General features: G+C 47.0%; 19 protein-coding genes. 6 read left to right on the forward strand and 13 right to left on the reverse strand.

What is annotated here, in order from left to right; genetic code table 11:
- Positions 1 to 3 precede the first annotated feature (3 nt).
- The 3 genes from ITG12_RS05215 (at position 4) to ITG12_RS05225 (ending at position 3,653) form a co-directional block, all read left to right on the forward strand.
- Complete coding sequence (locus ITG12_RS05215) at positions 4 to 1,620, forward strand: polysaccharide lyase 6 family protein (RefSeq protein ID WP_038875675.1); 1,617 nt, start codon at positions 4 to 6, stop codon at positions 1,618 to 1,620.
- A gap of 179 nt (positions 1,621 to 1,799) precedes the next feature.
- Positions 1,800 to 2,756 carry an AEC family transporter gene (locus tag ITG12_RS05220; RefSeq protein ID WP_038875678.1) on the forward strand — a complete coding sequence of 319 codons (957 nt, stop codon included), beginning with the start codon at positions 1,800 to 1,802 and terminating at the stop codon, positions 2,754 to 2,756.
- A gap of 87 nt (positions 2,757 to 2,843) precedes the next feature.
- Complete coding sequence (locus ITG12_RS05225) at positions 2,844 to 3,653, forward strand: fumarylacetoacetate hydrolase family protein (RefSeq protein WP_038875681.1); 810 nt, start codon at positions 2,844 to 2,846, stop codon at positions 3,651 to 3,653.
- Positions 3,654 to 3,717: 64 nt separating this feature from the next.
- On the opposite strand, the gene ITG12_RS05230 is transcribed toward ITG12_RS05225, so the two are convergent.
- From ITG12_RS05230 to ITG12_RS05240, 3 genes are all read right to left on the reverse strand, one after another.
- Positions 3,718 to 4,419 (reverse strand): DUF1028 domain-containing protein, encoded by a 702-nt coding sequence (locus ITG12_RS05230; protein WP_038875683.1) that lies wholly within the window; start codon positions 4,417 to 4,419, stop codon positions 3,718 to 3,720.
- A 22-nt stretch (positions 4,420 to 4,441) separates the two neighbouring features.
- Entirely contained in the window at positions 4,442 to 5,833 is a 1,392-nt protein-coding gene (locus ITG12_RS05235) for a TIGR00366 family protein (RefSeq protein WP_017188230.1), read from the reverse strand.
- A 133-nt stretch (positions 5,834 to 5,966) separates the two neighbouring features.
- Positions 5,967 to 7,214 carry an allantoate amidohydrolase gene (locus tag ITG12_RS05240; protein WP_038875687.1) on the reverse strand — a complete coding sequence of 416 codons (1,248 nt, stop codon included), beginning with the start codon at positions 7,212 to 7,214 and terminating at the stop codon, positions 5,967 to 5,969.
- A 433-nt stretch (positions 7,215 to 7,647) separates the two neighbouring features.
- Here ITG12_RS05240 and ITG12_RS05245 point away from each other — a divergent pair, with 433 nt between their 5' ends.
- A complete protein-coding gene (locus tag ITG12_RS05245) occupies positions 7,648 to 8,394 on the forward strand; it encodes an FCD domain-containing protein (RefSeq protein WP_248873796.1) in 747 nt (248 codons plus the stop codon).
- A 28-nt stretch (positions 8,395 to 8,422) separates the two neighbouring features.
- Here ITG12_RS05245 and ITG12_RS05250 read toward each other — a convergent pair whose 3' ends face one another.
- The 3 genes from ITG12_RS05250 to ITG12_RS05260 form a co-directional block, all read right to left on the reverse strand.
- A complete protein-coding gene (locus tag ITG12_RS05250) occupies positions 8,423 to 8,875 on the reverse strand; it encodes a MarR family transcriptional regulator (RefSeq protein ID WP_054755829.1) in 453 nt (150 codons plus the stop codon).
- Positions 8,876 to 9,031: 156 nt separating this feature from the next.
- Complete coding sequence (locus ITG12_RS05255) at positions 9,032 to 12,193, reverse strand: efflux RND transporter permease subunit (RefSeq protein ID WP_248873797.1); 3,162 nt, start codon at positions 12,191 to 12,193, stop codon at positions 9,032 to 9,034.
- Positions 12,194 to 12,195: 2 nt separating this feature from the next.
- Positions 12,196 to 13,332, reverse strand: a complete 1,137-nt coding sequence (locus tag ITG12_RS05260) for an efflux RND transporter periplasmic adaptor subunit (RefSeq protein WP_248873798.1) — start codon at positions 13,330 to 13,332, stop codon at positions 12,196 to 12,198.
- A 498-nt stretch (positions 13,333 to 13,830) separates the two neighbouring features.
- On the opposite strand from ITG12_RS05260, the gene ITG12_RS05265 reads away from it, so the two are divergent.
- Both ITG12_RS05265 and ITG12_RS05270 read left to right on the forward strand, forming a co-directional pair.
- Positions 13,831 to 14,457, forward strand: coding sequence for a winged helix-turn-helix domain-containing protein (locus tag ITG12_RS05265; RefSeq protein WP_248873799.1), 627 nt, complete (start codon positions 13,831 to 13,833; stop codon positions 14,455 to 14,457).
- Between the two features lie 94 nt (positions 14,458 to 14,551).
- On the forward strand, positions 14,552 to 14,833 hold the full coding sequence (locus ITG12_RS05270) for a hypothetical protein (protein ID WP_248873800.1): 282 nt from the start codon (positions 14,552 to 14,554) through the stop codon (positions 14,831 to 14,833).
- 96 nt (positions 14,834 to 14,929) lie between these two features.
- On the opposite strand, the gene ITG12_RS05275 is transcribed toward ITG12_RS05270, so the two are convergent.
- From ITG12_RS05275 to ITG12_RS05305, 7 genes are all read right to left on the reverse strand, one after another.
- Positions 14,930 to 16,567, reverse strand: a complete 1,638-nt coding sequence (locus ITG12_RS05275) for a methyl-accepting chemotaxis protein (protein WP_248873801.1) — start codon at positions 16,565 to 16,567, stop codon at positions 14,930 to 14,932.
- A gap of 180 nt (positions 16,568 to 16,747) precedes the next feature.
- Positions 16,748 to 17,215, reverse strand: coding sequence for a hypothetical protein (locus ITG12_RS05280; RefSeq protein WP_248873802.1), 468 nt, complete (start codon positions 17,213 to 17,215; stop codon positions 16,748 to 16,750).
- A gap of 164 nt (positions 17,216 to 17,379) precedes the next feature.
- Positions 17,380 to 19,089, reverse strand: coding sequence for an ABC transporter permease subunit (locus tag ITG12_RS05285; RefSeq protein ID WP_248873947.1), 1,710 nt, complete (start codon positions 19,087 to 19,089; stop codon positions 17,380 to 17,382).
- A gap of 46 nt (positions 19,090 to 19,135) precedes the next feature.
- Positions 19,136 to 20,650, reverse strand: a complete 1,515-nt coding sequence (locus ITG12_RS05290; RefSeq protein ID WP_248873803.1) for an ABC transporter substrate-binding protein — start codon at positions 20,648 to 20,650, stop codon at positions 19,136 to 19,138.
- The gene (locus tag ITG12_RS05295) at positions 20,640 to 21,488 is read right to left on the reverse strand and encodes a dipeptide/oligopeptide/nickel ABC transporter ATP-binding protein (RefSeq protein WP_248873804.1); all 849 of its coding nucleotides are present in this window, start codon (positions 21,486 to 21,488) and stop codon (positions 20,640 to 20,642) included. The genes ITG12_RS05290 and ITG12_RS05295 overlap by 11 nt, the downstream gene beginning before the upstream one ends.
- 20 nt (positions 21,489 to 21,508) lie before the next feature.
- Positions 21,509 to 22,270 (reverse strand): ATP-binding cassette domain-containing protein, encoded by a 762-nt coding sequence (locus ITG12_RS05300; RefSeq protein WP_248873805.1) that lies wholly within the window; start codon positions 22,268 to 22,270, stop codon positions 21,509 to 21,511.
- A gap of 172 nt (positions 22,271 to 22,442) precedes the next feature.
- Positions 22,443 to 23,747, reverse strand: coding sequence for an MATE family efflux transporter (locus ITG12_RS05305; protein ID WP_248873806.1), 1,305 nt, complete (start codon positions 23,745 to 23,747; stop codon positions 22,443 to 22,445).
- Between the last annotated feature and the right edge of the window lie 131 nt (positions 23,748 to 23,878).

The raw sequence follows: 23,878 nt of genomic DNA on the forward strand, positions 1-23,878 counted from the left end.
ATTATGAAAAAAACAATGCTTGCTGGCGTGGTTGCCGCGTCCATTTCTGCCCTAACCCTAGTAGGTTGTAACACTTCACCTTCTCAAACGACGGAAGCTGCGGCTCCCGCTGTTGTTGAAACCGCTGTGAATGACATCACTCGCGATTACTTGCTTGCTACGGATCGCTTAAACACAGTGGATGGCAGCGCACTTGAAGCGCAATCAGCAGACGCTGTGCAAGCATTGAAACAACAAATGGAGAATGCCGGAGACGGTACAACAATTACGATTCCTGCGGGTAAATACGCGGATCTTGATATCGTCACGGTAAAAGCCAACGACATTACCATCAAGGCGGAGCAAGCTGGCAGCGTTTGGCTAACGGGTTTGGCTCAGCTTCGCCTTGAAGGTAACAACATCACTGTCGACGGTTTGGTGTTTACCGAAGGCGGCCCAGCTGAACGTTTTGGCGGCGTGCGTATGATGGGTAACAACAACACTTTGCAAAACTCTACGTTCTACTACTTCAACCACGCTTACGAATACCAACCGGACGAACGTCGCTCTGAATACCCGAAATACTTGTGGGTTTCGCTTTGGGGTAAAGATGGAAAAGTGATCAACAACCGTTTTGAAGGTAAGCAAAAGCGCGGCACGTTAATTGGCGTACAAAAAGACGACACACCAGATAACCACCTTATTGCTAACAACATTTTCTTGGACCAAAAACCAAACCAGTTCAATGAATTCGACATCAAAGAAGCGATTCGCTACAACGGCAACAGCTGGGAAGCGATTCGAATTGGTGACTCTAAATCGTCTCAATGGGCATCAAACTCTAAGTTCACCAACAACCTGATGATTGATATGGATGGTGAGCGTGAGCTGATTTCGATTAAGTCAGGCGGCAATGAAATCTCTGGCAACACCATCTTTGAAAGTGCCTCTCTGATTTCTCTTCGTCACGGTAAAGCGAACGTGGTGAAAGACAACGTGATTCTAGGTAACGAAAAACTGCTGACTGGCGGTATGCGTATTTACGATGAAGACCACGTGATTGAGAACAACTACATCACTGGCACGCGCGGTCGTGATGGCAAGATTGAAGGTAATGCGGATCTGCGTGGCGGCATCGTGATCAACACCGGCATCATTGATGTAGCAAACGGCGAGAAGCTAGACCAAGCAGTAAAAGGCAAAGAGCTCAACAAACAATGGACACCAAAGAACATCACCATTCGTAACAACACCCTTGTAGATACGGAATGGGGCATTGTCTACGGCAACCAAACGCACCGTGTTAGCCTGTTCAACAACAGTGAAGTGAAGAACATTTTCGCTGGCGTGGACGTTCATTTCGATAGCAACGTGGTTGATAACCACCAGCAAGAGCAATTCGTCAGCGTACGCGCGACAGAAGAGTTGCCGCTGGTGAATCCTACCTACAACAACGAAGTTTACGTCGGCACGGTGACTAACGCAGAGCAAATCGCTTCTTACTCGGTAGAGTTACCAAAAAGCGAACAAGTGAAAAGCTTTACTCAATACCAAGGCGTTGGTGCAGATACGAGCAAGCTATCTGTAGTAACGGCGGAAACAGCCGGTCCTGATTACCTCCTTTCAAACGCTCAAAAGTAATTCTGCTTTAGAGTTTGCTTCCAGTCTGGTGATACAAGCCAGACTGGTTTTCCTCTCCTTTCACCAGTAACCCCACAATAACTGAAGAAAATTTCACCACCCTACTGTCTCCCAAGATTGAGTTGTGGTTTAATTGTATGACAATTATAAAACTATTTTCTTTTGCTGCGGATACACTCATGGATGCTGTTTTACATCAGTTGCAATTCTCGTTGTCGATCACAGGCCCCATCTGCTTAATGCTGGTATTGGGCGTTATCTTCAAACGTATTGGGCTTATCAACGACAACTTTATCGAAGTCGGTTCTAAACTGGTGTTTCAGGTCACGCTACCTGCGATGTTGTTCTTGAGTATCGTCGTCTCCGAGCATGATTTCTCCGCGGCTAGCGGCTTCGTCAATTACGGCATTGTTGCCAGCATCGCGTTTTTCATCTTCACTTTTATCTCTGTCAAACTGTTCTTCAAATCTTCACCCGACCAAGGCGTTTTAATCCAAGGTGGCTTTCGCGCTAATACGGGGATCATCGGTATTGCGTATGTGGCGAATGCTTACGGTTCACAAGGTGTGGCGCTGGCCGCGCTTTATGTTGCGGTGACCACCTTTATCTATAACGTGCAAGCGGTGATTTGTTTGTCTCCAAAAGGTGCAACGTCTGGGTCTCAAGCCGCCAAAATGATGGTGAGAACCTTAACGCGCAACCCACTGATCATCGCGATCGTCTCTGGCATGGTGTTTTACCTTTTGTCGATTCCGGTTCCGGATGTGGCGATTGATGCCGGTAACTATCTATCGAAGATGACGCTTCCCCTAGCCCTCTTGTGTACCGGAGGCTCTCTCGATTTAAGTTTGATGAAGAAAGAGAAAGGGCCGTCTTGGTTTGCTAGCAGCTACAAACTGATCGTCGCCCCTATCGTGATTACCACAGGTGCGTATTTAGTCGGCTTTAGAGGGATTGAGCTTGGCATTCTGTTCTTTATGAACGCCTCTCCTGTGGCGGCAGCAAGTTATGTGATGGCACGTTCGATGGGAGGAAACTCCGTCTTAGCAGCGAACATCATTGCTTTAACGACCGTGCTCTCTACAATCACTTGCACATTGGGTATCGTCATTCTTAAGAGTTACAACCTAATTTAATCGGGACATAACCCCAAGTAGGGGAGATCGGCATACGCTTCCCAGCAATTAACCGATATAATGCGCTAAAAAATAAGGATTTCTATAATGAAACTCATCGCATTATGTTTGGGCGTGTGTTTAAGTGTGGTCAGCCTAACGGCGAATGCAGCTTCAACGACTTATGTTCGCTATCAACACCTCGGGAAAATCAGTTACGGCAAGTTAGTAGAAGACTCAATCTACCCTCTTAAGGGGGATATTTTCTCCGACTCATCACTCTCACCTCGCCAAGTTTCCGTTAATGATGTCAGTCTTCTGCTTCCGACTAAGCCAGAAAAAGTGTTCATCGTTCAAGCGGAAAAACAAGCAGATAAGGCGAAGAAAAGTGATTATCAGTTTTTCTTTAAACTGCCTTCAGCGTTAATTTCTACCGGCGCTCCAATCCAAGTACCATCTGATGCCGATAACATCGAGTATTCAAGCTCCCTCGTGGTCGTGATAGGAAAGCAAAGTAAGAACATCGATACCAAGCAAGCGTCAGCCGCTATATTTGGACTCACCGTTGGGGGCGATCTTACGGAAACAAACTGGCTGCAGCATGATGCCCATTCGCTAAGAGCAAAAAGCGCAGACGGTTTTGCCCCAATTGCGAATGAGATCGTTCGCGGACTCGATTTCACCCAGATTCATGTTTCTTCGCAAATCAACGGTAAAGCCATTAACAATGACGCCTTTGCTGAAATGACCTATTCTCCAGCAGAAATCGTGAGTGAACTCAGTCAGTATTTCACACTCAAACCGGGCGATTTAATTTACATCGACTTACCAACTCACACAGTTGAAGTGAAAGATAACGATGTCATTTCTGTTTCACTCAATGGCATCATTAAAGTTGAAAACAAAATTATGTTTTAACCAATACAAAAAAGCCGAACAGCAGTCACTGTTCGGCTTTTTATTTTGCGCGACATGAATCCTCTTACTGATTCGGCACGCCATTAAGAAACTCTTGAAAGCTCGGCGCTCGTACGCGGCTCAGTACCGTCCTCATGTCTTCCATCAAGCTGTCATCAGACCAATCGACACGAATATCGATCGGCGCATGAGTATAACTTTCTATACGAAGAGAGGCAGAATAGGTACCGCGCTTATCCCCTCCCGCTTCCAATGCGGCTTCTAGTGCAGAAATAAGCACTTCCGCTAGCGTTGCCTCATAGCTATCACGATATTGCGGTTTGCCCCCAGCTCTCACTTGCTCGGCATTGATCACAGTCTGAGCTAGGAACGAATCTGCAAACGCCTCAATAACCGCATCACTTTCAAGCATGTTTCCGGCAACTGCCAAATCTTGAAGTGCTAGAGAGCCGACGTACGCGATGTTCTCTTCGCCGTTTATAAACGCGGTATGGCCATGTTTGTCCATTACCATACATTGGCGCTTGGCGAATTCCGCATCACCTTCTTTCAAACGGTCAATCACCTCATGACAAGACAGTCCTTGAGATAACCATCGCTTGGCATTGTCTGCATACCAAGGATTGGTAAACAAACCTTGAGTTGCACAGGCGCCAACTCCACGCCAACTGTGGTTCACATAACCACCAACGGCAACACCGCCAGTGGCTGTAATGGAAGCCGATAATCCCGTTTCAGGATTAACATGAATAAGTGAAATCGTCATAGATTCTCGATATAAAAAGACGTTAGTAGCCGACCATTTGTCCAATAAACAGCGCCAACCAACACAAGGCGTAAACAAATACCATGAATGGCATAATTGCCTTTAGCCACTGCTCGTAAGACACGCGACCAAGCGCCAACATCGCTAGCGTACCACCAGAAGTCGGTACGATAAGGTTGGTCAGACCGTCACCCACTTGGAATGCGGTAATCATCAGCTGGCGGCTCATGCCAGTAAGGTCAGCCACAGGAATTAGGATCGGCATGGTCACCATTGCCTGACCAGAACCCGATGGTACGAATAGGTTGATCACACCTTGCACCACACTCGCAACAATCGCAGAGATAGCAATCGGCATATCTTGAATAAGTGAGCTTAGCGCGTTAACGATGGTGTCGATGATTTGTGCTTGGTCGAGAATGATTTGAATCGATGCCGCAACACCAATCACCAATGCACCTGCAGTTACGCCCGATGCACCTTCCATCATCTGCTTCACGATGCCATTCGCACTTAAACCGTTCACCGCACCGATCACAATTGCCATTAATAAGAACAGACCTGCGATCTCGTTGATGTACCAACCGTTAGCAAATACGCCGTAAAGCATCACACCAAGACCAGCTAGGAATACGCCTAGCGTCAGTTTGTCTTTCTTCTCTAGGTGGTATTCCGATAAATCTTTGCTTAAGCCTTCTGCTGAATCTGGCTCTTTAAACTCCATCTTCGCCACACGAGTACAGATGTAGTAAGACAGCAATGCAAGAGAGGAAATTACCATCGCTGCACGCAACCAAGCGCCCGAGAAAGTAGGCAGTTCAGCAATACCTTGAGCCACACCTACGGTATAAGGGTTGATTGGTGACAGTGCAAAGCCTACACCGATACCGCCCACTGCCATTACCGTACCGACAAGGCTGGAGTAACCAACCGCAGCAGAAATCAGAACCGCAACCGGAACGAGTGCGATGTTGTTCTCAAAGCCTACCGCCACGCCAAAGAAACCGTAGATAAAGGTGCCGATTGTGATGATCAGATTACGGTTCTTCACGCCAACTTTGTTTACCGCCACACCAATCGCGTTCTCAAGCGCACCAGTACGTTGCAAGATGTGGAACAAACCACCAGCAATAAATACGATGAACAAGTAAGGTGCCGCGCTGATCAAACCTTTCGGAATCGCGACAAAAATGTCAAAGAAATGCACCGCAGGCACATCACTCAGATAAGCAAATGAATTAGGGACAACGGTAGTACGACCGTCCACCACAACACGTGAGAACTCCCCGGCAGGCACAACAAAAGTCAGTAGATACGTTGCCACCAAAATCATAAAGATCAGGACCATTGGGTCCGGCATACTCTTGTACCAAGCCTTCTTCTCTGTTGTCTCCATCTTTTTTGTCATATCCATAACAAAATCTCTCCTTAGTATAGGAATGAAAACCCATTGGTATGAGCCTTCACGTTCACAAGCTAAAACCAAGTCTTGGTTTTGAAAGTAAAAAAGAGGATGAATCCCCACCCTCTCTTGTGTTATTTCGCTTTTATTGGTGTTTCATCAGCATGCAGAAATGGTTCAGAACCTCGACTGCTGCTACGAGGTCTTGTTGTAAAATCGCTTCATCAGGATGATGGCTAACCCCGCCCGTACAACGCATAAACAACATCGCAATATCCGTCAGCTCACACACAGCCAGACCATCATGACCCGCGCCACTGAATAGATGTTTGGTGTCAATATTGGATAGTGCGATCGCTTGAGTAAGTGCCGAAGAAAGTGAATCAGAACAGGTGACAGCAGCTTGCTCATAAGTTTGTTCGTGGTGATACGCGAGGTTGTATTGCGCCATCAAGGTTTGAATGTTCTCCAGCATTTCTTTTCGTGCGGCAATGCGAGAGGCATCATTTGGAGAGCGCAGTTCGATAGTGATGTCCGTCTGCTGAGGAATCACATTCACACCATTTGGGAAGTTGGCGATTTTACCTACGACGCCCACTAGGTCGTCTTCACGTTTGCACAGTTGGTCAAACATATGAATGACCTGAGCTGCCCCAACTAGCGCATCTTGACGCATGTCCATTGGCACGGTGCCTGCGTGTCCGGCTTTGCCAACAATCGACAAAGTATGACGCTCAATCCCAGTGATGGCAGTAACCACACCGACCGGCAAGTTCGCTTGTTCAAGCTGTGGCCCTTGCTCAATATGCAGTTCCACAAAGCCCAACACCTTTTCTTTGTCGTAAGCGTCTTTTTCGATCTGATCTGGATGACAACCAAACGACGTTAACGCTTCACGCATGGTCACACCGTGGGCATCTCGCGCATCCAGCACACTTGGGTCAAACGTCCCAGATATCGCTTTTGAGCCAAGTAGTGTCGATTGGAATCGAGTTCCCTCTTCATCGCTAAAGGCAATCACATCAATATTGAATGGGAATTCGAATTTCTGTTGATGAAAATAGTGAATCAACGCAACTGGTAGAATCACACCCAAGATGCCATCGTATTTACCACCATTTGGCACCGTGTCTTGGTGAGAGCCAAAAATCAGCGTCTGGGCATTTGGATTTGGGCTGTGATAGCGACCAATAAGATTTGCAGCATTGTCCATGCGCACTTCCATACCAGACAGCAGCATCCACTCACGTAGTTTTTCATTCGCTTTTGCGTGCTCTTCACTGGCACATAAGCGAGTAACACCTTCGCTATCTGGGTCTTGGGTTTGGCTGCATTGAGCAATATCTTCCAACCACTCCCACGCTAGGCTGGCAGTTTCTACAAATTTTTCCATCTTGAATCGCTCTTTTTCTAACCATGTTCATTTTTAATTTATCATGATAAATATCAAATGAAAGACATTTATCATGATAAATAGACTTTTTTGTGAGAGTGATTCGATCGATAATCGGATGGTTTCATAACTAAAACCGTGTTCGTTTTTCAGAAAATGAAAGGCAGAAAACAGGTGACATCCTTTGAATTTCCTTCAGAATTCAATAGGGTCTGTTAACCTTTCGTGCTGATTTTTGCAGCGAATTGTTGGGTGTTTATACAAGGCAAAGACTTTGATGTGTAGTTAGCCTACATGAGAAGTCGATAACGAAGTAGAAATGGCCAACAAACGCTGCCCAAAGGGTTCGGGCTAGGCGCCCCCATCCGAACAAAATTTAACTACGAAAGATAAACAGACCCTAGATACCGCGAGAAAAACCAGCGAGGATAATGTGGCAAGCAGCGCAAAAGGACGTAGAACTCAACAATTAGCCGAATCGATCAAAGCATGGATTGTCGATCAAGCTTTACAACCCGGCGATCGTCTGCCGAGTGAAATCGAAGTCATGGAAACCTTTGATGCGTCAAAAAGCACAGTACGTGAAAGCATGCGTATCTTAGAGGCTCAAGGTATTCTCTCGACCAAGACTGGACCAAAAGGCGGTGTGTTTGTTAGCGAAATGAGTGAGAACAAAGCTCAGGCACTACTGAGTAACTACCTGTTCTTTAAAGACGTTTCAGTTTCTGATCTGTACCAGATCCGCTTATCTCTGGAGCCAGAGATCGCAGCATCATTGGCGGGCACATTGACCGATGAGCAACTTGCTCGTCTCGATCAACAGATCGATAAGTACCAGACGCCACCGGAAGATGTGTATCAAGAGCGCGAACACCACATTGCATCGATTGAGTTTCACAGCCTCTTAGCGAGCTATTCTGGCAACGAGCTGCTGAAGTTTGTGGTTCGCTTTACTGCGCAAATGCTTACCGAGCTGACGATTTATCGCAAACTGTATGAACCGGGCAACCACAAGCTGTGGCAAACGGGTGTGCAAAGCCAACGTGCACTGGTGGAAGCATTGCGTAAAAGTGACGCATCAAAAGCCAAGCAAGTGATGGAACAACACATGCTGACCGCGCATCAATTGATGAAAAAGCAAGAAGCTGAAGTGGCGAACCGTTTTCTCACAGAAAGCTAATTGGTTCACCATCGTTTGAAACGCAGAATTAAGGGTGATTGGCTAAGGTCATTTTACGCACCAAACGGAAGAATTCGTCGGATTCCTCTTCCGTCAAACAAGAGAAGAAATCTTGCTTGAGGTTGGTCATGATGCGGTGCACTTTGCGTACCGCTTCTACGCCTTCTTTGGTGAGTGTCAGAATCTTTAATCTCTGATTGGTTTCGCTCTTTGAAACTTTAACAAAACCTCGTTTCTCTAAGTTATCCACCATGCGTTTTGCGACGCTTCGTTCTGTCAGAACCGCATCCGCCAACTCTTGCTGGCTCATCGGTTGAAACTCTTCTAACGCCGCCAAGGCACTCGCCATTTCCAACGTCATTAAGTCCTGACGCGATAGCTCTGCTTGAGCACGATTGCGGAAGGTTCGGTTCATCACGCTGCACACAAACATCGGGCTTTGATCCAACACGGATATCGGAGAAATCTTCTGATCTTTCATACTTGCCTATTCTACTTTCGGCTTTGTTTTCATTTGGATATTCTGGTGTTTGCCTCAAACCCAAACTATCCAATTGAATCCAAAAATAAAGGACGCCGAAGCGCCCTTTTCTTGTACTTATTAGCAATAGTATAACTTAGTCTTTAGCGCTAAGTCCTACTCTTGGCTTGCCGTTGGCTGTGAAGTAGATTCCACTTGCTCTTTTTGTGCTTCTTTTCTTGCGCGGCGGTCGAACAAACGCTCAACCACAACAAAGAACACAGGCACGAAGAAGATACCAAGCAAAGTCGCACTTACCATACCGCCAAGTACGCCCGTACCTACCGCGTTCTGACCCGCAGAGCCTACGCCCGCACTGATCGCTAGTGGCACTACACCAAGACCAAACGCAAGCGAGGTCATGATGATAGGACGAAGACGAACACGTACCGCGTGCAGCGTTGCTTCAATCAAGCCTGCGCCTTTCTCGTAGTATTCCTTCGCAAATTCCACAATAAGAATCGCGTTCTTCGTTGCCAAACCAACAGTGGTCAATAAGCTTACTTGGAAGAATACGTCGTTATCCATACCGCGAGTCATGACCGCGAGTACCGCACCTAGTACACCTAGAGGTACAACAAGCACAACCGCGAATGGTACTGACCAGCTCTCATAAAGTGCTGCTAGTACAAGGAAGACAACCAGAATCGACAGCGCGTAAAGCATTGGTGCTTGGTTACCAGACAGACGTTCCTCGTAAGAGATGCCGTTCCAGTTCACCGTAAAGCCAGGAGGCAGTTTTTCTACCATGGCTTCGATTTCTGCCATCGCTTCACCAGTACTTACGCCCGGAGCCGCACCGCCTTGGATGTTCATCGCAGGTAGACCGTTAAAGCGTTGCAATAGCGGAGAACCGTAAGTCCACTCACCCGTTGCAAATGCCGAGAATGGCACCATCTCGCCTTGTGAGTTACGCACGTACCATGAGTCGAAGTCTTTCGGTTGCATACGGTGTTCTGCGTCACTCTGCACCATTACCTTCTTCACGCGTCCGCGATCGATGTAATCGTTGATGTATGCACCACCCCATGCCGAAGCTAGGATTTGGTTTACATCATTAATGCTCACATCCAGCGCACGCAATTTCACGTGGTCGACATGAACTTGGTACATCGGCGCATCTGCTTGACCATTTGGACGCACACCCACCAGTTTCGGGTTTTGTGCTGCCATACCTAGGATTTGGTATTGAGCCGCTACAAGCGCATCATGACCGTTACCAGTTGAGTCTTGTAGGTAGAAGTCGAAACCAGTCGCGTTACCCAACTCTTGAATCGCTGGTGGCGCAAACGCAAACACCATTGCTTCTTTAATCGTTGAGAAGTAACCCATCGCACGACCTGTCAGCGAAGCCGCATCCGAACCCGGCGCTTCACGCTCTGACCAATCTTTCAGACCGATAAACGCCATGCCCATGTTCTGACCTTGACCCGCGAAGCTGAAGCCCGCTACCGAGAACACTGACGCGACGTTGTCTTTCTCTTCTTCTAGGAAGTAGTTACGGACTTTTTCTAGCGTCTTTTCTGTCTGCTCTTGAGTCGAGTTCGGTGGCAAGATTGCCATAGAGAACACAGTACCTTGGTCTTCATCCGGTAGGAAAGACGTTGGTAGGTTCATGAACAACCAACCTGCGCCCGCACTCATTGCCGCGAATACCAACAGCATACGACCAGTGCGTTTTAGCATTTTCGCTACGCCCGCTTCGTAACCCGCCGTTGCTGCATCAAACTTACGGTTGAACCAGCCAAAGAAGCCTTTCTTATCCGAAAATTCCGCATCGCCTTTTTTCAGCAAGCTCGCACAAAGTGCCGGAGTAAGAATGATCGCCACCAATACCGAGAGCGTCATTGCCGCTACGATAGTGATAGAGAACTGACGGTAGATAACACCAGTTGAGCCAGACATGAACGCCATCGGTACGAATACCGCAGACAGCGTCAGGCCAACACCAACTAGCGCGCCAGTGATCTGCCCCATTGACTTCTTCGTAGCTTCTTTTGGATCGAGACCGTCTTCGTGCATTACACGTTCCACGTTCTCAACCACAACGATCGCATCGTCCACCAGCAAGCCGATTGCCAGAACCATCGCAAACATGGTTAAGGTGTTGACACTAAAGCCCGTCGCGTACAAGACGGCAAACGTACCTAGCAATACAACAGGTACCGCAATCGTTGGGATGATCGTTGCACGGAAGTTCTGCAAGAACAGGTACATGATCAAAAATACCAACACGATCGCTTCAAGCAGTGTCTTGATTACTTCTTTGATCGACGCATCAACGAATGGCGTTGTTTCAAACGGGTAAGCGATCTTCAATCCATCTGGGAAAGTCGCACTTAGCTGACCAAGACGTTCTTTTACTGCTTCTGCCGTTTCTAGCGCGTTCGCACCAGTACCGAGAGAGATACCTAGACCTGCTGCTGGGAAGCCGTTGTACTGACCTTTGATATCGTAGCTTTCTGCACCGCGCTCAACACGCGCTACGTCTTTCAGGTAAACGTTCGAACCGTTCGCTTCTGATTTCAGAATGATGTTTCTGAATTCAGCCACGCTGGTTAGACGGCTTGCTGAAGAAATCGTCGCGTTAAGCAACTGACCAGACTGAGCAGGTGCTGCACCTAACTGACCAGAAGAAACCTGTGCGTTCTGCTCACGAATCGCGTTCGCAACGTCGATTGCCGTTAGGTTGAACTGAGTCAGTTTGAATGGGTCTAGCCAAACGCGCATTGCGTATTGAGAACCAAACGCTTGCACTTGACCTACACCCGTAACACGGCTGATCGGATCTTGAATATTGGTAACAACAAAATCGCCAATGTCGTTTTCTGTGAATTCAGGGTCTTCAGAGTAAACCGCCACAACCATCAAAAATGAGGTGTTAGATTTGTTTACGATGATACCTTGGCTTTGTACTTCCATCGGAAGCGACGTCATCGCCAATTGCAGTTTGTTCTGCACCTGAACTTGCGCGATATCTGGATCCGCTTCGCTATCAAACGTCAGCGTAATGGTCGCGTTACCAAACGCATCACTGCTTGAGTTTAGGTAGCGTAGGTAGTCCAGACCCGTCATGTTTTGCTCGATAACCTGAGTCACTGAGTCTTCTACGGTTTTCGCAGAAGCACCAGGGTAACGGGCATTGATTGAGATCGTGGTCGGTGAAATCGTCGGGTATTGAGAAACCGGCAAGTTGAACAGGGACATTACGCCCGCCAACATAGTCAGAATCGCAAGTACCCAAGCAAATACCGGACGATCGATAAAGAATCGTGCCATGATTATGCCTGCTCACCTGATTGAATGGTCACTGGGTTACCCGGTTGGATCATCTGTAGGCCTGTTGTGATGACTTTATCACCCACTTTCAGACCGTCAGTGATGCGCCATTGATTACCAATAGACTCAGCCGTTGTTACCGGAGTGATTGTTACTTTGTTGTCTTCACCTACCGTCATTACTGAGGCTTTACCCGTTGCATCACGCGTTACTGTATTTTGGGGGATAAGAATCGCAACAGGGTCGACACCAACCGTTACCGTCGCACGCACGAACATACCCGGTAGCAACAAGCCATCTGGGTTCGCAAATTCTGCACGTAGCGTTACGCTGCCGGTACTTTCGTCTACGTTCACTTCAGTAAACTTCATTGCACCTTTGTGCGCGTATGTCGAACCATCTTCGAGCGTCAGCGTGACTTGAGCTGTCTCATCTTTTTGCAAGTGACCTTGTGACATCGCTGCTTTCAAACGGAGTAGTTGAGCAGAAGATTGCACGATATCAACATTGATTGGGTCTAACTGTTGGATAGTCGTTAGCGTCGCCGCTTGGTTTGCCGTTACCAGCGCACCCGCCGTTACGTTAGACTTGCTGATCACACCGCTAATTGGCGCCTTTACTTGTGCGTAAGACAAATTGATCTTCGCCGTGTTGATCTTCGCTTTCGCGACTAACACTTGCGCTTTCGCTTCTTTATAAGCCGCTTCTGCTTCGTCTAATGCTTGTTGGCTGATCGACTTTTTAGTGATCAATGCACGGTAACGACGCACTGTTGAGTACGTTGATTCTTCCGATGCTTGCGCACGGATCAGTTCCGCCTCTGCACTCAATAAATCAGCTTGGAAAGTAGAATCATCAATCTGGTATAGCGATTGACCCTTCTCTACCACGCCACCCTCAACAAAATTTCGCTCAGAAATAATACCCGTTACCTGTGGGCGAACTTCTGCTTCTTTAAACGCTCGGCTGCGGCCTGGCAGTTCTACTGTTAGCGCTTGGCGAACAGGTTCTACCGTCAATACCGTCACTTCTGGTGTCGGCGCTGGACCACCTTGCGCTTGTCCTTCTTGGCTCTGTTCACACCCGACCAATAATAGGCTCGACGCAATCAAGAGCGATAGCGTGGTTCTACGTGTCATGAAAATTCTCTCTTCCTAACTAAAACAACGTGACTCAATAAAAAGTCAGCAAATATTAGTCGGGATGATAATTATTCAATGTTGTACATACAACAAAATTTAACGTTCTTTACGATAGACAAAAATGTTTATTCGAAAGCTGTCGTTGATCTCTCAATTTGAGTGCTTTTTTATTGGAAAAATAAAATTTCTGTGAGCAATCGAAATCGGATTTTTCTTAATAAAAACAGTAAAAAAGAGTAGACAAAACCAGAGAATTCGTGACAAAGCAAACCAATTAGTAAGTGATCTTGCTATCGCGGATAAAAACAAAGCTTATTAAATATCGTGAGAATAAATGAAAAAACAAGAATTTACACTCGCTTAACATTGCATCATTAATTGAACATTTAAAGCTCGCTTTGATTAAATAAATTGCAAATATAAGCGTTGATTTCCGTATTTATTACCCTATAATTCGCTCCCCCTAAACAACCTGACATACGAAATAAGTTGGTTATGAACAATAATAACTCTTTAGTATTAGGGAATTACCTTTGGGACAGGACGACTCACTATTTACAGCCATCCCCTTTGAATGGCAAAGCAGAAGAACAAGAAGCGGTTAAGCTGACCAATAAACAAAAAGCGTTGTTAAATTGCCTTGTTGATGCGTATCCAAACACGATCAGCAATAAAGAGATTATTCAGCAGGTTTGGGGCTATGAACACATCTCACAAGAGAGTTTGCCTCAACTGATTAATCGCACTCGACGAACGTTGGAAGATAACGAAAAGACCATTCTGGTTAATACCCCTGGAGTTGGCTATTCCCTCAATTTTAAATTTGCTCCAGAAGAGCCAGTTTTAAAGCCAATAACCAAACCAGAAGAGTGTGCTCTCAAGTCAGCCAGCAAGCAAAACGCAAAACTATGGCATGCGCTTTTTATAGTCATGCTGTTAGTGACGCTGTTTAATCTTTATGAAACGACGAAAGCACTGTATTACAAGCACGACTTTGAACAAGTGCTAAAAGCCAAAGCTTACCCAGAATTAAAACGTTCCGATGACGGAAAAACGGTAGTGACAATTAACAACCATGAATGCATTTATCACAAAGATCAGCTTTTACTTCAATGCCCATAAATTCAAAGTATTGATAGCATTGGTTGTGTTCAACGGCATTCTCTTGTTCACGGCACACCAGTCAAAAGTTCAATTGTTTGGCAAAGTAGAAGCGATGCAATACAGGTGGACGACCTATACCAAGCTCTATAAGGGCTACCTTGAGAGCCGTCTTCATTACTCTGCTATTGATGCCGCAGAAACAAAGTTTCAGGCAATGGACTATAAATACGAATATTCAAAGTCTAAGGGAAACGAGTACATTGTATTGGGTTATGAACAGCCAGTGACTGTACGTCACAGTCGCGTTTTCTATCTGGATAATCAATGCAGTCTGGTTTTCTTTGGTAAGGCAGAACGAACCTTAAAAAATATGACATTCCGCTGCTTATACTGATGCTTATCACTTCTAAAGAAACTTATAAAAAGGCACCTTTGATCATCAAAGGTGCCTTTTTCATTTCGGGTAGCGCGAGATTGGCGTAACGTTGTTTTATACGCGGAACTGGCTCACTTGCTTGTCTAACTGTCGTGTCTGTTCAGACAGCATAGACAATGACTGTTGCGCTTGGCTCACTACATCCACAATCGACGTACTGCTGTCTGCGATACCTTGAACGTTGCTGTTCACTTCATCACTCACTGAGCTTTGTTGGCCTGCCGCGGTAGCAATGTGCGTATTCATTTCGTTCATACGTGCGATCGCGTTTAGGATTTCAGCCAAGGATTCTGTCGCCAAGCCTGCCGATTGAATGGTGTCTTCGCTGCTGGTTTTGCTGCCCTGCATCACTTCCACTGCTTGAGATGCACCCGCTTGAAGCTTCTCGATCATGGTTTGGATCTCGCCGGTGCTCTTTTGCGTGCGGCTTGCTAGGGAACGAACTTCATCTGCAACCACAGCGAAACCACGACCTTGTTCACCGGCACGCGCTGCTTCAATCGCCGCGTTCAATGCCAACAAGTTAGTCTGCTCTGCAATACCACGGATAACATCCAATACCGAAGCAATATTGCTCACATCGCTATCCAAGGTGTTGATGACTTGGCTTGCGCTTTCAATCTCACCCGCAAGGTCGCGAATAGCACCCACGGTTTGTTCAAGAATGATATTTGTATTTGCGAGCTCTTCATTGGCCGTTTGACTCGCCAATGCTGCCTCTGTCGCACTGTCGCTAACATTACGACTGGTCACTTGCATCTCGTGTACCGCTGCAGCAACGGCTTCACTGTCACGCTGTTGGCCAACGGTTGAATCTGCGATGGTCGAAGTCAGTGAGTTTAGGTTGTTCATCTCTTGGCGCAATGTATTAGCGCTTTCCACCACTTGTGACACCGTCGCTTGGATCTTAGTCACGAATTGGTTAAAGCCACCAGCCAATTGACCGATTTCATCCTGAGAATGGACGTTAATACGCTGACTTAGATCGCCTTCGCCAGAAGCAATTTGCGCCATCGCATCTTTGATATTGTTGATTGGCTTCACCACGGTTCTAAGCAGCAATACCATCATGGCCAGTGCAGCGATAATCACGATCGCGATGCCCGCCTCTAGGATGAACTCTGCGCGCAAACCTGCTGCATTGATGTCCGATTTCAGTGCCTTTTGTTTGACTTCAATAGCATCTTTAACCACGTTTAACTGCTTGCGAACGGCAACAAACTGAGTATCAAATAACCCTTTGTGCTCGCTGTAGTAACTTGGCCATTGTGTTTGTGGGCTGTTAATCATCTCTTCATAGCTATCGAGCCATTTTTGACCCAATGACACAAGCTTATTAATTTCTATTGTTTGATGGGCAGGCAGAAGACCAGCTTGAGTCAGTTCGAGCGCTTTCTGCATGCGTGGCAAGGCTTTGTAAGCATTGTCTTTATATTCAAAAAGGTGATGGTCGATCTCTTGCGGTGTTTCTGCCAATGCTAGGGCTTGAATAGCAGAAGTCGCTTGATAAAGATCGCGGTAAGCATCTTCTATCGTAAATAGGTTTGGAATGATTTGCTCATTAAGTGTGTCGCTTAGCTCCGTTTGTTTCCACATGGTGAGAACATTTAATACCGAGCTAACGGTCAGTAATGCAATCATCAAAGATAGAGGGAGAACTATCTTTTGCTTGATAGACAGGTTGCTGAACATGAATAGATACCTTTTGTTATTTTGTTCAAATCGCGCCCAATTATAACAAAGAGACAGCACAAGTAATTTCATATACAGTGCAACGTATTATAATAATTTTTATCTTTACGACTAATATTTTAGATTCAACAAATAACTGATTTATTGGACGATTTTTCTAGGAAGCAAGGTCACATAACTTCAATCGGTACAGTTCGATATACCTTGGTTAGATTGGAACATTTCCATCATGGGTTCGATTTGAACGTTACCCCATACAACAAAGCCAAAGCACAATAAGGGGAACAACAGATGAATAAGGGATTTAAGCGTGCCAAGTTTGCCACGTTGAATCTCAGTGGGTCTGAATACCTTGACGCCTTCTGGTGGGAACTGACCTTCGATCAAACCACGTACGCCAAGTGGCAACATCAATACCGCAGCAAGTAAAAACACGGACAGTGGCATCCAAAAGAACAGTATGTGAACCAAAAGTTCTAAGCCTGACATACCGAACATTTGATAACATTCCGGCGCTTCGACGACTGCTTGCAGAAAAGGCTCTCCCTTAAGCTTAAACAGCACACCAGCTAGAAGACCAAATACGCCAGCGATCGCGACTCTGATGATCTTTTCTTTTTTGCTGTACTGCGGCGCGTATTCCTTCATGCCCTTTCCTATCATGATAAAAACCGAGAAAGTCAGCTTAAGAATGGCACGCCAGAGCGCAAATGTGCGCGTGGCTTTTGGGACGCACAATGGCGAATAATGAAACAGAAAGAAAACAGCCTCAATATCGCTATTGAGGCTGTTAGAAAGTTCATGAGTCCGGTTTAATCGTCAAACAACAAGTTGATTGCAATTGCCATCAAAACTAAACCTGAGATTGGCAGCAAGACACCTAATGGTGAGCGCTCGATGTAAGGCAGATTCTCTGCAATCAATAAGCCCCACTCAGGTTCTGGCGGCTTAACGCCAAGTCCGATAAAACTCAGAGAAGTCAGGCTGAGCGTAATGTATGGCAAACGTAGAAACGCGTGACGAATCAATGGCGGCAGTACGTAAGGCAACAAGTAGTAACGGAGTACTTGCCACTGACTGGTTCCCCAAATGGGCGCAAGATGCGTGTAAGGCTGCGCTTTGGCTTCCATCAACAAGCTCGCACAGTGCGCTGCTAATGGTGCCCACGACACCATAACAATCGCAATCAAGGCACTATTTGGATTCATCCCCGTTAGACCAGCAATCAGCAGACCCGCCACAATGTATGGCACACCTTTGGTGATCTCAATTAAGCCTTGGCTATAACGAGTCACGAAGCCGAGCAGCAAACCAATCACCAAACTTAGGAACGTTGCGATGATGCCCATTTTGATTGTCGACATCATACCGCCGCCAACACGAGCAAGCAGATCTCGACCAACGGCGTCGGCACCAAACGGGGCAGCTAAGCTTGGCGATTCAAGGCGGGTAAATTGGATGGAGTAAGGATCGCGCATTAACGCCCATCCCGCACAACCAATCAGCAAGGCAAAGATTGTGGAACTGACGATGCGTTTGGTGGTGCTTTGGGTAAAACGGAACGTGCTGTGACTGCTGATCAGCTTGCCACTTGTGACACTGTGCCCGAGTAACCAGCGTTGCAATAAGATGCTCGCACCGCTGATCAACATCGAGAACACCAGCAACACCAACAAGCCACCTTGCAGCATCGGCAGATCTTGTGACTTCGCTGCGCCTAAGATTAGTCGTCCAATACCCGGAATAGAGAACACCTGTTCCACAGCAACCGCGCCGCCGGTCAAACCAATCACCGTCATTGCGATTTGAGGGATCAAGTTACTAACGGCACGCCACAAGGCAAAGCGTAAGATTTGAAACTTACTGACGTTCGCCGATAGCCAAGTGATCACCCAAGGCTCATCTAATACACGCTTGAGGCTGTCATTGAGCAAGCGCCCGAACAAGCCAGCAGCAGGTAATGCCATTGCCAAACTCGGTAGCCAGAGGTTTTGCACGCCTTGCCAGCCATAAGGCGGGAACCAGCCCAACCAAATGGAAAACACCATGATCAGCAGTGAAGCAATCACGTATTCAGGCAATGAAACCAACACCGAACTGAGCGTGTCATGATATTTGTCTAAACGATTCTGTTGCCAACGACGCACAGTGTAAAGCACGCTCGCCATGCACATTACAAATGCCATGCCTAGCGCTGTAAGCATCAGTAATAGTGACGTTTTTGCAGTTTGTTGAACGCTCTCCATCACGGATGCACCGCTCACCCAAGAGACACCTAAGTCACCTTGCATGACAAGCGTCAACCAATCCCACAATCGCTCAGCAGCACTTCGGTCAAGTTGAAGATCTACTCGAATTGCTTGCAGAGCTTCTGCCGTCAGCAATTGTTGAGCACCCGCACGAGCACGGAGGATTGATTGGCTTGGATCGATACCTGCAATATCCGGCATCAACCCCACCAGCACAACCACTACCCCGAGTGACAGGAAGCGCGACAAAAACCGCGTAAACCATTCAGGCATACAAGCGCTCAAACGAGAGCGCATGTTGGCAACAGACGACATCGAGTTAGTTTACCTCAGTAAACTGGTCGATCAGGCGACGCTCGCGTGGGTCACGTTGTGCATTCTTCACGCGGTCACTCTCACCTTGGATTACTCGCTCGTGCAGCAGTGGAATCACAGCGTATTGCTCAAGGATTTTGCTTTCTGCTTCGATGATCGCTTGTTGGCGTTTCTCACCCAAAGGTTGACGATCAGCGTGTTTCAATGCTGCGTCCACTTCTTCAGAGCAGAACTGACCTAGGTTGTAAGAACCTTTACAGCTAAAGTCACTTTGCATGTACGCCACTGGGTCACCAGAATCCAGCACTGTTGCACGTGACAACAAGAACGCATCGAACTTACCTGCTAGTGCATCGTTTTCGATTTGTGCGTATTCACGAACGTCTAGCTCAACCACAAAGCCTGCCGCTTCAAGTTGTTGCTTTAGTAGCACCGCCACTTCTGGCAGCTCAGCACGGTCGGTAAATGTACCAATGGTGATCTTCTCACCATTCGCGTGGCGCATTTCCATGGTTTCCATACGAGGGTTCGCATCACGAATTGGTCCCGCCCATGCCAATGCAGGACCTAACAGGCCTTTCGCTGAATCGGCGTGGTTCTCGTAAACCGTTTTGATGATTTGCTCATGGTTAACCGCTTGAGCCGCTGCTTTACGCAAACCAAACTGGCTAAACACATCTGATTTATTGTTTAGGTAAAGCGTGTTGGTACGTGGCATGGCGACTTCGTGCAGCTGTGAAGATTCCATCATCGCGATTTGCGAAACAGGAACGGCTTCCACTACATCCGCCTCACCGGTACGTAGTGCAGCAGCACGAGCAAAACCGTTTGGTACGTATTCAGCAAAGATACTGTCTACTTTTGCTTTTTCGCCCCAATAACCGTCAAAACGCTTCAGTTTCGCGCTAGTTGTACCGTTGATTTCTGTCAGAACGAATGGACCGGTACCCGCATTGATTGGCACAACGCGACCGTTGTCTTGATATGCAGCACCAGAAAGGATCGCTAGCTGTGGGCTAGATAGACGGCTTGGCAACAATGGATCGTTAAAGGTCGTTTTGATTTCAACAGTGAAGTCGTCCAATGCGCGAACTTGCCATTCGATACCGTCCAAGATGCGTGGTTTAGGTGCGGCATCTAATGCTTTTTGCAGAGAGTTCACGACCGCGTTGGCATCAAGCTCAGAACCATCGTGGAATTTCACGCCCTTACGTACCGTAAATTGCCACGTCATCGGGTCAACTTGTTCCCATTCCGTTGCCAGCATAGGCTCTGCTACCGACTGATCGTTAAGGTTCACCAGCGTTTCTGCCGTGCTCCAACGTGACAGTTTGAACGCGTCATCTGAAAGTGGCGACAAACCTGTGCGTGGTGGTTGCATCATGGCAACGCGAATTTCCGTTGCTTGCGGTGCAGCTGCTTTTTCTGCTTCTGGCTTGCTTTCGCCAGAGTCAAAACAACCCGTCAGCAGTGCGCTTAAAGCCAGCGACAAAGCTAACTTGGGAGTACTAAGGTGCATAAGAAACCTCTCCAATGGTTTTTGTGAATTCATTACTTTTGTGTTGAGCGCTCATCAAGGCTCTCGTGATCAAGTGTGATGGGTTGTTTGTCACGTTCTGTGCTGTGCCGTGCTCGACAACGCGTCCTTTGTCTAACACTAGGATTTCATCGCATAGGGTTTGTGCCGCATCGAGGTCATGTGTCACCAAAATCAGGCGCATCTGACGACTCTTTTGAATGCCTGCCAACAAGTCGAGAATCTGTTTACGACTGACGGGGTCTAAGCTGCTGGTTGGCTCATCGGCAACCAACACACAAGGCTCGACAATCAAAGCTCTAGCAATAGCCACACGTTGCGCTTGCCCAACCGATAACTGCTGCGGGTTACGATCCAACAATGTGAGATCCAAACCGACATCCGCCAAGACCTTTTCCACCTTCTCGTTAAGCTCTTGCGTTAAGCCAATATTGCTTAGCGGCTCCAGTAAGATCTGGCGAACGGTGTAGTACGGATTCAAGCTCGATTGCGGCTCTTGCGGAATCAATTGAATGTGCTGACACAACTCTTGGCGCTGCTTAGCCGAGCTACGCGATAGCGGATAGCCACAAACATACACTTCACCAGATGTGGGTTTACGAAGACCAAACAGAAGTTCAATCAAGGTCGATTTACCCGCGCCAGAAGGACCAACAATCGCAATGTTCTTTGTGTCGATGGAAAGATCCAATTGTTCGAGCGCTTTAAACGGTTTGCCCCCTAACCAACTTGGTTTGGAGTAATAGTGAACACTGGCTTGCTCAAAGCGAACTTCCGCCGATTTAGGCTGCGTTTGCCCACTCAAGTTGTGCTTAGTCAAAATAGGCTCCAGAGATGAGGTTAAGGCAACAGTTGCGCAAGTTGTTGGCAAAAAGGATGCGAACTTTGCTGAATGGCTTGCCATGGTTCGCCATAAGCCACCATGGTGTTGTCCGCAATCACCAAGACTTTGTCACATGCCAAAGCCGCAGATAGATCGTGCGTGATCAACAAACCACTGATGTTGCGTTGCTGAACACTGCTGCGGAACAACTCAAGGATCTCCGCTTCGGTGATTGGATCGAGCGCACTGGTAGGCTCATCAGCGATGATCAAGTTGGCACTACCAAGCAACGCAATCGCAATACAAATACGCTGACGCTGACCACCAGATAGCTGGCTTGGATGCTGCGCCAATGCTGCTTTTGGATCTGCAAATCCGAGTTGAGACAACAAGGTCGTCACCGTTTCTCGGTTTGCTGAAGACAAGCGTGTTTTGTTGCCCGTCAATGCCAAACACAGTTGTTGTTCGACAGACGCCAATGGATTCAGCGCTTTAAGTGCATCTTGGAAAATGACCGCAGGACGCTGCGATTGACTCCGTTGTAACATGGCAGTTTGTGCGACTTCACTGCTGTTAAGCTGGATGCTTCCTTCTACCCAAATATCAGACGGCAAAAAACCTGCGACGGCTTTCGACAACATGGATTTACCAATGCCGGAAGGTCCCATAATGGCAAGAACTTCACCTTGAAACAGCTCAAAAGAAATGTCTTTGAAGAGTGTGCGTTCTGAGTCTGTAAGGCTGAGATTATTAACGGAGAGTATTGGTTGAGAAATCACGACATCAAACTAAATGTAACAATATAACATAACGATAGTATCACGCAGGTCTGAGCAAGAAAACAACTCAGAGGGGTTATTTCATCACCTTTTTCACGCTTTTATCAGCAAGGGGGGATGGCTCCACCCTTGTGATAAAAAATCGAAATAAAACCGTTTGTAAAATCGTGAGTTACTGACACTTTTGTTTGACTTGATCGAGGTACGGGAACAAGAAGACAAAGCGCCCAACGTAGAACAAAGTGAATGCCAGCCACAAACCGTGATTACCCCAATATTGCACCGCAATAAATTGAGTCACTAAGAACAACACCATGGTTAGAAAGGTAGAGTTACGAACTGGTCGCGTCGTCCCTGTGCCGGTAAAGATGCCGTAAAACGTAAGACCAAAACCAGCAACCAACGGGAATGCCAATAACCAAGGGCTCATGTCCAAATACAGCTCAACAAGGTTTGGCAAAGTGGTAAATAGCGACACCACTTGGTGTTTGAACAGCACCAACAGCAAGGTCAATACAAGAACGAACGCCGCGGTCCATTGCGTGTTTAGCTTAATCACGTTATCAAGCAATGTCGGATTCTTCTGCCCTACGGCTTTACCAGCAAAGACGCTCGACGCGTTCGCCACACCATCAAACATGTAGCTGACGATGAAGGTCACTTGCATCAAGATTGCGTTCGCCGCAAGCACATCAGAACCAAGCTGAGAGCCTACACGCGCCATCATGTTGAAGAACACCAATAGACACACAGTACGAAGCAGCAGATCCATATTGGAAGACGCGATAATTTTGAGATCTTTACGCGTCATTTTCGCGGTCTGAATGTAATCAAACAGCGGGAAGCGACAGGTTTTCAACACCAGCACCGCACCAATAACAAACGTCGAGATTTGCGCGATAAGTGTCGCCACCGCAACACCAGCAATGCCCATATCGAAGTACAATACAAAGACGATATCTAGCACGATGTTCAGCACGTTACCAAACACTTGCGTGAACAAGGTTTCTTTGGCTTTCGCCTGCCCCATCAGCCAACCAATCACGGTGTAGTTCAGCAGTACAAACGGCGCACCAAAGATCATGATATCGAAGTAAATCTTAGCGTTTTCTGCCACGACGGCATCAGGGGAGATAATCAGCTCTGCCCCCATCCAAATCACGGACTGCAACGCAATGAAAATCAAGCCAAGGCAAAGCGAAAGCACGAAAGGACGGAATAAGCTGCTCGCTTGATCTTCTGGGCTATTTTTACCTAATGCGATTGCACTTTGCCCAGTAGTACTGACGCGGAAAAAGCCAAACAGCCAATACAAGGTATTCATGATAACGGTGCCGATCGCCACACCACCAATCATCTCAGCCACACCGAGTTTACCGATCACCGCGGTGTCCACCGCCCCCAATAATGGCTGGGTAACAGTAGAAACGATGAAAGGAAATGCGATTTTAAAATAGTCTTTATGAGTCAGATTCATGATTTGAAAAAGTTGGTTAGAAAAGTGTAGAACGCATGAAGAAGCGGTTTAAGTCATCTTGCCACCGAACTGCATTCTATTTGTTTAATGGGCTCAAGTTAACCACAAAATGGGAAAAAGAATGAGAACGA

It is taken from the genome of Vibrio sp. ED002 (assembly GCF_023277445.1).
Classification (GTDB): domain Bacteria; phylum Pseudomonadota; class Gammaproteobacteria; order Enterobacterales; family Vibrionaceae; genus Vibrio; species Vibrio jasicida.